Annotated in this window: 12 protein-coding genes; 7 read left to right on the forward strand and 5 right to left on the reverse strand. The window is 59.9% G+C overall.

What is annotated here, in order from left to right:
• Nucleotides 1-195 (forward strand): hypothetical protein (locus IH881_02725; GenBank protein ID MCH7866583.1); only part of this gene is annotated, 195 nt, incomplete at its 5' end.
• 119 nt (nucleotides 196-314) lie between these two features.
• Here the strand turns inward: IH881_02725 and IH881_02730 are convergent.
• Nucleotides 315-1,742 (reverse strand): glycosyltransferase family 39 protein, encoded by a 1,428-nt coding sequence (locus IH881_02730; GenBank protein ID MCH7866584.1) that lies wholly within the window; start codon nucleotides 1,740-1,742, stop codon nucleotides 315-317.
• A 280-nt stretch (nucleotides 1,743-2,022) separates the two neighbouring features.
• Between IH881_02730 and IH881_02735 the strand changes: the two genes are divergently transcribed.
• Complete coding sequence (locus tag IH881_02735) at nucleotides 2,023-4,029, forward strand: acyltransferase family protein (protein MCH7866585.1); 2,007 nt, start codon at nucleotides 2,023-2,025, stop codon at nucleotides 4,027-4,029.
• A 21-nt stretch (nucleotides 4,030-4,050) separates the two neighbouring features.
• Here IH881_02735 and IH881_02740 read toward each other — a convergent pair whose 3' ends face one another.
• The gene (locus IH881_02740; protein MCH7866586.1) at nucleotides 4,051-4,698 is read right to left on the reverse strand and encodes a phosphoribosylglycinamide formyltransferase; all 648 of its coding nucleotides are present in this window, start codon (nucleotides 4,696-4,698) and stop codon (nucleotides 4,051-4,053) included.
• 43 nt (nucleotides 4,699-4,741) lie between these two features.
• The gene (gene metF / locus IH881_02745) at nucleotides 4,742-5,623 is read right to left on the reverse strand and encodes a methylenetetrahydrofolate reductase [NAD(P)H] (GenBank protein MCH7866587.1); all 882 of its coding nucleotides are present in this window, start codon (nucleotides 5,621-5,623) and stop codon (nucleotides 4,742-4,744) included.
• 86 nt (nucleotides 5,624-5,709) lie between these two features.
• Between metF and IH881_02750 the strand changes: the two genes are divergently transcribed.
• From IH881_02750 to IH881_02760, 3 genes are read left to right on the forward strand one after another with little or no spacing between them, the layout of a single operon-like run.
• Complete coding sequence (locus IH881_02750) at nucleotides 5,710-6,672, forward strand: carbohydrate kinase family protein (GenBank protein ID MCH7866588.1); 963 nt, start codon at nucleotides 5,710-5,712, stop codon at nucleotides 6,670-6,672.
• Entirely contained in the window at nucleotides 6,672-7,913 is a 1,242-nt protein-coding gene (locus IH881_02755) for a sodium:calcium antiporter (protein ID MCH7866589.1), read from the forward strand. The genes IH881_02750 and IH881_02755 overlap by 1 nt, the downstream gene beginning before the upstream one ends.
• Nucleotides 7,914-7,921: 8 nt before the next feature.
• Complete coding sequence (locus IH881_02760) at nucleotides 7,922-9,067, forward strand: NAD(P)/FAD-dependent oxidoreductase (protein ID MCH7866590.1); 1,146 nt, start codon at nucleotides 7,922-7,924, stop codon at nucleotides 9,065-9,067.
• Nucleotides 9,068-9,082: 15 nt separating this feature from the next.
• Here the strand turns inward: IH881_02760 and IH881_02765 are convergent, their stop codons facing one another.
• Nucleotides 9,083-9,889, reverse strand: coding sequence for a protein phosphatase 2C domain-containing protein (locus IH881_02765; protein MCH7866591.1), 807 nt, complete (start codon nucleotides 9,887-9,889; stop codon nucleotides 9,083-9,085).
• 5 nt (nucleotides 9,890-9,894) lie between these two features.
• Entirely contained in the window at nucleotides 9,895-10,272 is a 378-nt protein-coding gene (locus IH881_02770) for a (2Fe-2S) ferredoxin domain-containing protein (GenBank protein ID MCH7866592.1), read from the reverse strand.
• A gap of 156 nt (nucleotides 10,273-10,428) precedes the next feature.
• Between IH881_02770 and IH881_02775 the strand changes: the two genes are divergently transcribed.
• On the forward strand, nucleotides 10,429-11,079 hold the full coding sequence (locus IH881_02775; GenBank protein ID MCH7866593.1) for a hypothetical protein: 651 nt from the start codon (nucleotides 10,429-10,431) through the stop codon (nucleotides 11,077-11,079).
• 341 nt (nucleotides 11,080-11,420) lie between these two features.
• Nucleotides 11,421-13,232: a translational GTPase TypA gene (gene typA, locus IH881_02780; protein MCH7866594.1), complete on the forward strand. Its 1,812-nt coding sequence runs from the start codon at nucleotides 11,421-11,423 to the stop codon at nucleotides 13,230-13,232.
• Nucleotides 13,233-13,264: the final 32 nt, after the last annotated feature.

Genomic DNA, 13,264 nt, shown 5'->3' on the forward strand with positions numbered 1-13,264 from the left:
GGTCATGCGCCGCCGGTGAAGATTGACGAGGCTTCTTCGGGCAGCCAGTTCGACGGTTGGCGCGCAAGCTCTGAGAGCTTGCGCGTGAAGGCATCCACCCAAGAAGATGTAGGAGTCGCCAAGGCAGCAAGCTGGCTCCTCAGCAAAGGCTGGCGCAAACGCGGCCTAATCAACCTCTCCACAATTCCCGGCTAAAAACACTCCCCCACCCAGCCCCGTCGCCCAACCCGTCCGCACTACCAGACCGGCCCTTTTCCCTAACCGCCCAACGGGCAACCAAGCCGGGAGGAAGGAATCCCCGCAACACCCTCCCCCTAATCCCCCGCGCGAATCAGCTGAACCTTCAAAAGCAGCGCAACCCCAACACACTGAACGATCACAGTACTGAAAAGCATTCGCCCATATCCCCCGTGCGTCAGCGCCACGGCGAGCATGCAGGAGAGCAGAATCGCGAGACAGAGTTGAGAGGAGTAGCGTCGAAGCGTCAGGGCGAAGCCTGCCAGCGAGGCGACGATGAGAGCGAGGATGTAGAGGTTCTTGCCCGGGAAGATCTCGTTGACGAGCTTGAGGACGACGAGCCTGGGGATCCTGGCGACAAAACCGTCTTCCCGCAGCATGTAGTGGAAGAGTTCCTTGCCCGCTCGGGCCATCTCGAGTTCGCCTTTGATCGTGCGTCCCGTCTGTGCCCGATAGTAGTCAAAGCTCGCTGTGCGAATCTTGTAGAAGTCGCTCATTCCCGATCGAGCGAGTTCGCGCGAGTAGGCGGCTGGCATGTCGTTCCAGCCGTTCGTGCCGGTGATGAAGACGAGATCGTGGGTGACTTGCCAGCTGTTGATGAAGAGCGGCAGGGAAACAATCAGGGTCGTAACGGCCGCGACCGCCCCCTGGCGCAGGGTGAAGTCCTTGCGCCAAAAGCCGGCCAGAAAGATCAGGGCGTATACAGGCAGGAGCAGCAAGAACTGTTTCTTTGCCAGAATCAAGAGTCCAACTCCGATGCCGAGCAAGACGCACGTGCGAAGCGATCTGGAATCGTCGATCTGCAGGCAGACCAGCACGAGTCCCGCGACGACGCTTGTAGCCAGGGTCTCGGTCATGAGTAGTGAGGCGTGGAGTGGCGTATAGGGGTGGACGAGGTAGAGGCCGGCGCAGAGGACGGAGAGTGTGTGCCCGACGCCGATCCGCTTTGCGACAAAGAAGATGAGTAGCGCGTTGAAGCAGACAAGGAAGAAGTTCAGCAGGCGCAGCGCCAGGAATGGATCACTGGCGTCCGCAAAGATCGACGCCACATAGGGATACAGAATGTCACGGTAGGCGGTGCGATCGGGGCGATCGGGGTACTCGTCGTCGAGCAGTCCGCGTTTCGACAGGGCGTCGATCTCGTCCTCGCTGTAGGGGACGGCGCCTTCCTTGGTTTGATAGTTCTGGAAGAGTTGCGTCAGTTCGGGGGAATCGTCCCGGGAAAAACCTCGACCGTGGGCGATCGCGTGAGCGATCCGGAACAGATCGATCTGGTCGCCGTTCCCCATTACCGGCGGCCGACTGAGATCCTCGTAGTTGATTTCGTAGTAGGCAAAGAAGCGAAGCGCGCAGGCGAGGATCAAGATTGCGACGCAGATGGCGTCGGCCCTGCGGACGCCTCCCACCAACGGGCCAACGACACCCTGAGAAATGGGCGGCTGTATCCCTTCCCCGAGCTTATCTTCCGCCGACCAGATCGGCTGATTTTCTGGTTCGGCTTCCAAGCCGCCTCCTCGCGGAGATCTCACCCCAGTGTTGCGCTGGGGGTCCCGCTCTCCGCAAGACCTCGTTTCGTCCAGTTTTCCCTTCAGCGTGAGTATCAGTTGCGCATTGCTGAAACTGCCGAAAGCAGATTCAGATGTGGGCCGGCAGTCGAGCTGGAACTCTATGGCCCCACGCGAGCCCTCAGGCGCCACACCTCAAGTTCGGTAAATCGGGAACCGCATCAGAAAGAACCGACCCGCGCCACTACGCCCGGAACGGTGTTCTCAGGATGTAGCGGGCATGAAGTATCGGGCGGACATAGACGGTCTCAGGGCGCTAGCGGTTCTGCCTGTATTGCTGGCCCATGCTCATTTTGGGTTCTTCAGCGGCGGATTCGTCGGCGTCGACATCTTCTTCGTTATCTCCGGGTTTCTCATCACCTCGATCCTCGCCAAAGAGGGACGGGATGGATCCTTCTCGCTGCTCTCCTTCTACGAACGGCGTGCGCGACGAATTTTTCCAGCTCTGTTCACCATGATCGCGTTCACCTGCGTCGCGACCTTTATCTATTTTCCCGCCAGGGAGTTCGAGGCCTTCGGCAGAAGCGTCATTGCGACGACGTTCTTCGTCTCCAATATGCTTTTCTGGAAAGAGACGGGCTACTTCGATGTGCTGGCCGAAAATCGGCCTCTGCTCCATACCTGGTCCCTGTCCGTCGAAGAACAGTTCTATGTGTTGTTCCCGATCTCCGTTTGGCTCACCTATCGCTACCTGCGAGGTCGATTTGAACTCTGGATTCCTGCGGTCACGCTCGCTTCGCTCGCGCTGAGCATCTGGTGGGTCGAGTCACATCCGACTGCCGCGTTCTATCTCGCTCCCACTCGCGCATGGGAGCTGCTGGTTGGCTCGGCCCTGGCGCTCGGAATGGTTCCGCCCCTGCAGAGTCGCCGCCTGCGCGAAGGTGCCGCGTTTCTCGGCATCGTCTGCATCGCGTTCAGCATCACGATGTTTACCGACACCACGCACTTTCCCGGCATCAATGCAATCCTCCCCTGTGCAGGCGCGGGACTCATCATTCATGCGGGGCAGGGCGGCAGTTCCCTGGTCGGGCGTGTTCTCAGCTGGCGACCCGTTGTCTTCATTGGATTGATTTCGTACTCGCTCTATTTATGGCACTGGCCACTGCTCGTGTTCGCGAGGTACCTTTCACCCGAACCCCTGTCCGTCTCTTCGGCGATGGCCGTCCTGGCTTTTTCCGGGATCATCGCGACCTTGTCCTGGCGCTTTGTCGAAAGACCATTTCGCAAAGCCAAGCAGACGCGTGAAGACGAGGTCGTGTTTTCGCGCAAGTCGATCTTCTCGGCCTCGGCCACCGCTACGGCGACCACGCTGGTCTTCGGGTTCGGGGTCGTGGCCTCGAGCGGAATCCCGAGCCGCAATCCCAGCGTGGAAGCGCTTGTCGCTGGTCCAGAGTTCGACAAGATCGAACGACTTACGGATTGCGATCCCTACAGTCTTGACGTCGATGAGATTCGAGCCCACTGCAGCTTCGGTGACGTAGACGCAGAACAGACCATCGTCGTCTGGGGCGACTCCCATGCTGTCGCCTGGTATCCGGTCTTCGCGCGTTATGCGCGCGATAATCGGATGAAGGGGATTCTCCTGAGCTCGACGGGCTGCCCCCCATTGGTTGGGGCTTTCCGGCCGAGCACTCGAATCAAAAGTAATAAGTGTATAGCCGGCATTACCGAAGAGTTCGAAAAAATTGCCGTCGGATTCGACCCAGTCACGGTCTTTCTGGTTTCTCGTTGGAGTATCTACAACCGAGGCTGGATCAGTAACGGCGTCCTCCACGGAGACACCCATTACCTTTCCGACGCCGAGCTCACCTCGGCTACCGCCGAGGATGCGCAGCAAGTATTCGCCCGCGCTCTGCGTCGAACCGTCGAAGCCCTGCGGAAGCACGGAATCCCGGTGGTGCTCGTCAAGACCGTTCCTGTCCTGGGAGACTCTCCGACCAAACTCTATTGGAGCGAGAAGCGAGGAAGGCGGGTGGAGACTGTGCTGGCGGAGCATCTCGATTGGCAGCGTCACGGCCTGGCGCAATTCGAGCAGTTGGTCGACGGTCGCGGGGTCCTGGTACTCGACCCCACCCCTGTTCTATGCCCGAGTTCACGCTGCCGGTATCGAGATGAAGAGGGCTTCTACTACCGTGACGACAACCATCTATCCCGCTATGGAAGCAGCGTGGTCTACGCGGGTCTGAGTGAGCAACTGGAAGCCATCAGCGAAGCGATTCGCCGCTGACCCATGATGCCGTGTCGGGGGTCAGCGAATAATATGAGTTTGCTGATTTACCAGCTTGACCCGGCCTTCGGCGATCAGCCTGATGGCTTCGGGGACCAATCTGCGTTCGGCGGCAATTACCCGCGCGGACAGACGCGAGATAGTGTCACCCTCCAACACCGGAACGGCCTCCTGGGAGATGATCGGGCCCTTGTCGTACTCTTCGTCGACGAAGTGAACCGTGGCGCCCGAAATCTTGACTCCCGAGTCCAGCACCGCTTGGTGCACTCGCTCGCCATAGAAACCCTGGCCGCAGAATGCCGGAATCAGGGCTGGGTGAACGTTGAGCGTGCGGCCTTCGAATTTCCCTCGCAGTTCAAAGAGCGAGAGGAAGCCGAGCAGAGCGACGAGATCGACCTCGTGTTTGGCTAGCTCCGCGTGAATGGCGTCATTGAAGGATGTGAGATCCGGTAGCTTTTTGCGCGACACCGCCACGGCCGGGACGCCGTGCAAACGCGCCCGTTCGAGTCCGTACGCGTTCTGCTTGGAAGAGATCACGACCTCGACTTGCGCCGGCAGGCCTTTGTCGATGTGGTCGAAGAGGTTTTCGAGACTCGTTCCACCGCCGGAAAGCAGCACCGCGATCCGAAGTGGCCGGACGGCCTGCTCGTCATGCTCATGGCTTACCACTGCCACTAGTCAGTCCTTACGCCGCTGTTTGGTCTTGGAGCCGCTATTTGGGTTGCTCTTTTGGGAACAGGTTCTCGAAAATATTCCGAGCCGCTGAACTCTTGTTCAGCGTATAGAAGTGAATGCCCGGCACGCCGTTTTCCAGCAATTCCTGGCACTGCAGCGTGCCCCAATTCACGCCCAGTCTCTGGGTGGCCACTTCATCGTCCCCGATTCTCGCGAGTTTTTTGTCGAGTTCCTCGGGAATGACGCAGCCACACATTGTCGTCATGCGCCTGACTCCCGTATGACTGACGATGGGCATGATTCCCGGAACGATCGGCACTTCGATTCCCGCGGCGCGTACCCGGTCCATGAACGAAAAGAACTTTTCATTGTCGAAGAACAGCTGGGTGATCAACAATTCAGCGCCGGCGTCGACCTTGCGCTTGAGATTGTCCATATCCACTTCGGCACTCTGCGCCTCCGGATGCACTTCGGGGTAGCAGGCCGCCACCACGCAAAAGCCGCGATCTTGCTGTTGGATGTAGTCAATCAAGTCGTTTGCGTGGCCGAAGCCGTCGCCCGGGACGACGAAATCCGTGTTGTCCTTGGGGAGATCACCGCGCAGGGCGAGAACGTTGCAGATTCCATTGCTGTCGAGTTGTTCGAGAATCGTGCCAATCTGATCTCGCTCGAATCCAACACAGGGGAGATGAGCCATCGCGGTGAGTCCAGTTTCGCGCTCGATTCGAATCACCAGATCGACCGTCTTGCTTCGGGTCGAACCTCCTGCGCCCATCGTTACGGAAACGAAGGCCGGCTCCAGCGATTGCAGTTCTTCGATGGTGCGAAACAACGAGTCAAAGCCGCCGTCCGTCTTTGGCGGAAAGAACTCAAAAGAAATTACCGGTTTATCCGCTTTGAAACGCCCACTGATCCTCATTGGGCGCATATTAACGCGCCAACAGGTCCGACACCATTGACGCCCGGGTACGGGGTCGCGAGACTGCCGACCCCGGAGGTTCTGCAATGTCGATTTTGTGCACTGGGTCGATCGCTATCGACCAAATCATGATTTTCCAAGATCACTTCAAAAACCACATCTTGCCCGACAAGATTGATAAGGTGAACGTATCGTTCTACGTGCCCTCACTGGAAAAGCGCTATGGCGGTACGGCCGCCAATATTGCTTTTCATGTGAAAATTCTCGGAGCCGACCCCATTTTGCTCGCGGCGGTGGGCAGCGACTTCGGAGTCTACGCCGATTGGATGGACGCGCACGGTTTGCGCCGCGACTGGATCAAGACAATCGACGACGTCTATACCGCGCAGTGCTTCATTACCACCGATCTCGATCACAATCAGATCAACTCCTTTCATCCAGGTGCGATGGACCGGGCACACGAGGCCACCCTCGAGAGCGTGGACGAACCCTATTGCGTCGGGATCGTGTCGCCCAACGGGAAGCGAGCCATGGTGGAATACGCGGCCGGGCTCAAAGCCCAGGGCAAGATTTGCGTGATCGATCCCGGGCAGGCGATGGGGATCTTCGACGGGGAAGAACTGATATCGCTGCTCGACGGCGCTTCGGTCTACATCGTGAACGACTACGAATGGTCGATGACCCAGGAAAAGACTGGGCTCACTGAAGACGAGATCGCAGAACGTGTTGGCGCGATCGTGATGACCCGGGGAGCTGCGGGCTCGACGCTGCGCAAAGGAACGGGGGCGGCGAGCGTGCTCATCGAACAAGAGCGCAGTGACGTGCCCGCTGTAAGTGCGGCACAAGTGGTGGACCCCACCGGCTGTGGTGACGCCTATCGTTCGGGGATTCTCTATGCATTGGAAAAGGGGCTGTCCCTCGAAGCCGGTGCTCGCATCGGCAGCCTGATCGGCTCCCTCAAAGTCGCCGTTGCCGGACCCCAGGGCCTCGAACTCGACCTCGAAGGGTTCCGCGCTGCTTATCGCAAAGAGTACGGCGAAGAGTTCTGATGCACCGGGACGGCCCTCGCGCTCGCCGCCGAGATCTCATCTGGTTCACCCTGGGCCTGGGTCTGCCCTTGCCCTGGGTGATTGCCGAAGCGCTGCACGGTCTCGGAATTCAAGCCGAAATGGTGGCGCCGCTCGCCGGCATGGCAATTCTCGGTGCCGCGTTCCTGTTGGCGTGGTCCTGCGAGATCGCCGAGCGGGACATCCCCCAGTCCCTGGCTTTGTTGGTGCTGGCGCTGGTCAGTGTCCTTCCCGAGTACGCGATTGATCTGCACTTTGCCTGGCGGGCCGGATTCGATCCCAGCTACGCCCCCTACGCGACCGCAAACATGACTGGCGCCAATCGCATGTTGATTGGTCTCGGCTGGACGGCCGTGATTCTGGTGGGATGTTGGCGCAGCGGTTCGGATCATCTCGTGGTTCACCCGCGGCAAAATCTCGAACTGCGCTACCTGATCTGGGCCACCGTCTATTCGTTCTTCATTCCCCTCGGCGGAGAGATCAGCCTGATCGATGCGGGTGTCCTGTTCCTGCTGTTCGCGGCCTATGTGCGGGCTGCGATGGGTGGCGAAACCGCGGAGGTTGATCTCGAAGGTCCCGCTGCACTGATCGATCGGGAATTCAAAGACACGGGGCGGAGAATCTGGGCGCTCTTGCTCTTTCTCTTCGCCGGATACGCCATTTATGTTTCGGCGGAACCCTTCGCCGAGAGCCTGGTCACGATGGGGCGTCGCTACGACGTAGACGAATTCTTGCTGGTTCAGTGGATTGCGCCGCTGGCCTCCGAGTCCCCGGAGTTCATCGTGGCGGTGTTGTTTGCCCTGCGCATGCGCGCTTCGACTGGAATCGGCACATTGGTGTCCTCCAAGGTCAATCAGTGGACACTCCTGGTCGGCGCGTTGCCCATCGCGTATGCGATTTCTGCGGGAGGGTTTTCCGGCTTGCCCCTGGACGAACGACAGACCGAAGAACTCTTGCTCACTTCGGCACAGTCTCTGTTCGCGGTGATCTTGCTTTCGGACCTGCGTGTCAGCCGCAACGCAGCACTCGGACTTGCCGGGCTCTTCCTGGCTCAACTCTTCATGACCAGCATGGCTGTTCGGAGTGGCTTTACGGTGATCTATCTGATGCTTTCGGTTGGGTTGCTCGCATTTGGGTCGGTCAACCGGCGGCGAGCGTTTTTCGCACTCCTCTGGGGACGAGGTTCCCTGCATCGAGGGGGCGACCCAGCCCCGGGAGGTTGACTTCCCCAGTGGACGCAGACTTCGATACTGCGGTGATCGGTGCCGGGGTGGTTGGACTCGCGGCCGCCGCAGCATTGTCGGCGAGCGGGCGAACGGTCGTGATTTTCGAAGCGCGCGATGCAATCGCCCAGCTGGGGACCAGCCGCAACAGCGAAGTGATCCACGCCGGAATCTACTATCCCAAAGAGAGTCTCAAGGCCCTGCTTTGTCGGCGCGGAGCCGATCTGCTCTACCGTCGCTGCGCTGCGCGGGGGGTCGAACATCGGCGGACCGGCAAGTTGATCGTTGCGACTCGAGACGACGAGTTGCCCAGACTCGAGAGCCTGCTCGAAGCCGCGTTGGACAACGACGTGCCGGAAATTCGTTTGATCGACCGCGCGCGGTTGCGCGAGCTCGAACCTTCGGTCGACGGGGTCGCCGCACTCGAGTCTCCATCCACTGGCATTGTCGATGCTCACGGACTCGCGCTCTCGTATCTCGCCGAGGCCGAGGAGCACGGTGCCAGCTTGTTGGTGGGGCACACGGTGATTGCCCTCGAACGCGACTCGTCTCTCTGGCGGGTCGTGGTTCGCCTGGCGGGGGGCGACGAAGAACAATCCCTGCGCTGTCGAGAGATTGTCAACGCGGCGGGGCTCGACGCCGATCGCGTGGCCGCGCTGGCCGGGATCGATGTCGAGGCCCGGGGCTATCGCTTGCATCTTTGCAAGGGCGAGTACTTTGCCTTGACGAGCGACGCACCGATCGCACTCGACCGGTTGATCTATCCAGTCGGAAGTGCCTCGGGGGCGGGGTTGGGGATTCATGCGACCTTGGATCTTGGGGGCCGGATCCGCTTCGGTCCAAACGCACACTACATTTCAAATGCCGATGCTTCCGAACCCGACTACGCCGTTGTGGCCTCGCGGGCGGCTGAGTTTGCCGAAGCGATCCGGTGCTATTTACCGCAGATGCGCGGTGAGTGGCTGACCCCAGACTTTGCGGGCATTCGCACCAAGCTCGCGGGACCCGGTGAGGGGTTTCGAGACTTCGTCGTCGCGGAAGAGAGTGGCGATGGGCTTGCGGGGTTGATCAATTGCATTGGGATTGAATCGCCGGGACTGACTGCGTCAGGGGCGATCGCCGAACGGGTGGTCTCTCTGCTCGATGGAGAGTGACGCGGAGGTCTTGTGTCAGGGGTGGATCCAGGTTGCGCAGGCAAGATTATCGCCAGCCTTGTTTTTTCTTTGAATTGACACGGTGGATTCGGCAACGCCGCGACATGTTTCGACCGGGCGAAGTTCGCCTTCGCACGTCAGGCTGCGGGTCTGAATGGTGTGGAGTTCCGCTGCCGGCGAGTCGTGACCAATCCCTTCCTCGGAGAATCCGTCTGTGATGAGCACGAGGGATCGTGTACCGGCCAGCGATTCCCAGGCGATCGTATGTCTGGCCTCGTGTTCTACTGCATCGAAGTAGCCCATGTAGGCCGGCCGCTCGCTTGCGTGCGCAGCCCAACCGAGGTCGAGTGGGGCAGCTTCACGGGTCCAGAAAATGTGGCTGTCGCCCACGGATACGTGCAGCAAAAGGTCTTCGCCGGGTCGCACCAGGACAAAGCAGAGGGTGGTTGGAGATGGGGGTAGCTTGCAGCGCTCGGCTTCGACCAGGATCGCGCGATTGATGGCCGCAAGTGCTTCGGCGGCTTCGCCCGCCAGCGTATCTACCGAACCCGCGCTCTCCCGGGTCCAGGCGGGCGCCGCGTGATCGAGTAAATGGCGCATGGCGATTTCGGCTCCCGCGGCCCCGTGATGGCCATCTGCGACGGCAATCAGCGCACCGCCGGGACCCATCGCGAACAGGCACGCGTCTTCGTTGGGTTCGGTGTGGGAGTAGTTCTTTGCCGCGCCGCCCCGGGAAATCGAAATCGCGCAGGGCCCCTCGGCAACCACGTCAATGGCTCCAATTTCGTTGTGTTCGCGACCCGCCAGGAGTGCAGAGCGCATTTCGGCTACTCGCGTTCCGCTTGTGGGGAAAGCGGACTCCGGCTGAACGCGAGGTCCGCGACCGGGGTACCGCCTATCAGGTGTTCTTGGATGATGCGCTCCAGGTTTTCTGTCGTGCACTGTCGGTACCAGGTGCCCTCTGGATAGACCAGCGCGATCGGACCGTCGATACAGACGCGCAGACACTGGGCCTTTGATCGAAAGATGCCTCGCTCCACGTCGACGAGTTGCAGTTCGGCGAGCCGCTGTTTTAGGAAAGACCAGGAACGCGCCTGTTCCTCCTCGTCGGCGCACGTCCCTCCCACGCAGAGGAAGATGTGGCGTCGAATGCTCTCGAGTTCGAGCTTTTTCGACATGCGAGCGAGCTGCTTGTCAAAGTTCATCGCGCCGGAATTTACCATGGGTAGCTGAGGGAAAAAACAGACCCGGGTAATTGCTCGCCAACTGCGCCACAATGAACCGGGAGATCGAACGATTTTTGCGCCTGCGGGTTCTTTCGGAACATGGTGACCGCGCGGACGAGGATCGAGGAGAACTCAATGTCGGCCCGGTCATTTCGCGAGCCCGCTACGGACTCGGCGGATCTCGTATTCGCCATGTGTCACGAGATCTCGAATCTCGTGGCGGCCGTCCGGCTTCAGGCCCACCTGCTCGACGAAGAGCTGGACGCGCGGGGTCTCGCGGTGGCATCGCTCGAAATTGATGATCTCTCGGCGAGGACGGCGTGGATGCTGGCTCTCGTCCGACCGGTGCTGAGTGCACCCCCGGAAGAAATCCCGCCCATTGGGTCCGGAGTCATCGCGTTGGGTTTTGAGCGGGCCCTGGTCGAGCATGGTGAAAGAGGGTTCGAGATTGTCTTCGAGATCGAACCCGAGTTGCCCGACGTCTGCGCCGAACCCGAGGTGTTTCACTACCTCCTGCTCTGTCACGCATTTGGCGCGATGGAGGCCATGGATGCTGGTGGGCGGCTCCGCATCGAGGTTACCGCCAGTGAGAAGGAAGTGGTCTTCGCGATCGAAGATCGCGCACCGGCAGATGATCAGCATCTCACGTGGTGGAAGTCGAGTCTGAGAGGACGGGTGCTCGAGAGTGCGCTGGCACATCACATCCTGACGAAGCGGGGCGCGCGTTTCGAAGTGAATCGCCTCGCCGACTGCACCCGCACTGAGATCGCCGCGCCGCGGGTCTGAGCTGGCTGGCTCTCCACCACGGTCCGCCAACTCTCCACCACGGTCCGCCAACTATCAATTTCCGTAGATTTTGCTAGCTTGCGCCCGCCTCGGTGGATTTTGCGTCGCCTCAGACCCAGAGACCCCCAAAACAATTTTGGTAATTACCGGCAGTTCCTGGGCAGGTTGTCCACGGTCCGCCAGGTAAGTCCTCGGTTAGAATAACCCCGTGCGATGAAGACCCGCGCAAAATCGCAAGCGTACAGGATCCGTCGCGGAGTTCCGAGGATGCAAGCTATATCTCAACCGCTGCCAACTCCGTACCCGCGAGTGTTGTGCTGCCTAGCTTAGAAAGTGTCCTCGTGTCGAACGCCGCTCCTAGAGAAGATCTCAGAAACATCGCCATCATCGCCCATGTCGATCACGGCAAGACGACCCTCGTCGATGCCATGCTGCGGTTTTCCGGGTTATTCCGCGACAACCAGGTGGTTGCAGAACGAGTGATGGATTCGGGTGAACTCGAGCGAGAGCGCGGCATCACGATCTCGTCGAAGAGCACCTCGATCGAATTCGACGGTACGAGGATTCAACTCGTAGACACGCCCGGCCACGCCGACTTCGGCGGTGAAGTCGAGCGAATACTCGGCATGGTGGACGCCGTATTGCTGTTGGTCGATGCCGTCGAGGGGGTGATGCCGCAGACGCGATTCGTTCTGCGCAAAGCTCTCGCACACGGACTCAAACCGATTCTAGTCGTCAACAAAATTGATCGACCCGAACAGCGCGCCGAAGAGATCCTCGATGAAGTCTTCGATCTCCTCGTTGAACTCGGAGCCAATGACGAACAACTCGATTTTTCAACGGTCTACACCTCAGCCAAGGCGGGCCTGGCAAAGCGCGATATGTCGGATGAAGCCAAAGATCTTCGCCCTCTGATGGAGGCGATCCTCGAATGCGCCGATGCGCCGGTGGTCGATCTCGAGGGACCTACGCAGTTTCAGGCTGTGACCTTTGGCTATGACGTTTTCGTGGGTCGCCTGGTGATCGGTCGGGTCAACCGTGGCGTGCTCAAACGGGGTAGCACCGTGGTGCGGGTCTCCAAGAACGGCACCGCAAACACGTTTCGCGTGACCAAGCTGTTCGGCACCCACGGTATCGAGCGCGTAGAGCTGGAAGAGGCTCGCGCGGGCGACATCGTCATTCTTGCAGGCATCGATTCGATCGAAATTGGAGACACGATTTGCGATCCGTCGTTTCCTGAGGCGCTGCCGCGTATCGAGATCGATCCGCCGACCATCAGCGTGCATTTCTCCGTCAATACATCTCCGTTCGCTGGCCGTGAAGGGAAGTTTGTCACGAGCCGCCAGATCGGAGATCGCCTGCGCCGCGAAGGACTGACGAACATCTCGATCCAGGTCGAAGCGACCGATCGCCAGGATACCTTCAAGGTCTCGGGTCGCGGTGAGTTGCAGATTGCGATTCTCGTCGAGACCTTGCGCCGAGAATCGTATGAGTTTTCGGTTTCACGTCCCGAAATCATCCCCCGTGATGTCGACGGCAAGAAGTGTGAACCCGTCGAAGCCGTGGTGATCGATGCGCCGGAGTGGGCCGCCGGATCGATCATGGAGAAACTCGCAGTCCGCAAGGGACGCATGTTGGACATGAACCAGGAAGGCGGCCGCGTGACTTTCAAGTTCGTCGTGCCCAGCCGGGGTCTTTTTGGCTATCGCAATGAGTTTTTGACCGATACTCGCGGTGAGGGAATCATGTACGCGACCCTCGATGGTTACGAACCGTGGGCCGGCGATCTCGCAAAGCGGAGCGTCGGAGGCATCGTCTCGACAGACCAGGGGCAGACCACTCCATTTGCCATCGCGAAGATCCAGGAACGCGCCGCACTGTTCGTCGAACCCGGAGTCCAGGTTTACGAGGGCCAGGTCGTCGGGGAGAATCGACGACCCGGTGATATGCAGGTGAACGTGTGCCGGGCGAAGAAGTTGGACAACATGCGCGCCGCGGGCAAAGACGACACCCCGATCATAACGCCAGCCCGCAAGCCCACGATCGAGAGTGCGCTGGAGTGGATCGAGGACGACGAGCTGCTGGAAGTCACGCCGGGGAACCTGCGCATACGCAAGAAGCTGCTCCGACGTAATTTGCGCAAGCGGGCGTAGCCCGCTTCGATCCGCGCTTTGACAGGCCGCCC

This window comes from Myxococcales bacterium, from assembly GCA_022563535.1.
Classification (GTDB): Bacteria; Myxococcota_A; UBA9160; order UBA9160; family UBA4427; genus DUBZ01.

What these genes read in the sequence shown, in the direction of transcription:
- IH881_02735 (MCH7866585.1), top strand. Translation starts at nt 2,023, where the DNA reads ATGAAGTATCGGGCGGACATAGACGGTCTCAGGGCGCTAGCGGTTCTG.
- metF (MCH7866587.1), bottom strand. Translation starts at nt 5,623, where the DNA reads ATGAGGATCAGTGGGCGTTTCAAAGCGGATAAACCGGTAATTTCTTTT.
- IH881_02750 (MCH7866588.1), top strand. Translation starts at nt 5,710, where the DNA reads ATGTCGATTTTGTGCACTGGGTCGATCGCTATCGACCAAATCATGATT.
- IH881_02755 (MCH7866589.1), top strand. Translation starts at nt 6,672, where the DNA reads ATGCACCGGGACGGCCCTCGCGCTCGCCGCCGAGATCTCATCTGGTTC.
- IH881_02765 (MCH7866591.1), bottom strand. Translation starts at nt 9,889, where the DNA reads ATGCGCTCTGCACTCCTGGCGGGTCGCGAACACAACGAAATTGGAGCC.
- IH881_02770 (MCH7866592.1), bottom strand. Translation starts at nt 10,272, where the DNA reads ATGAACTTTGACAAGCAGCTCGCTCGCATGTCGAAAAAGCTCGAACTC.
- IH881_02775 (MCH7866593.1), top strand. Translation starts at nt 10,429, where the DNA reads ATGTCGGCCCGGTCATTTCGCGAGCCCGCTACGGACTCGGCGGATCTC.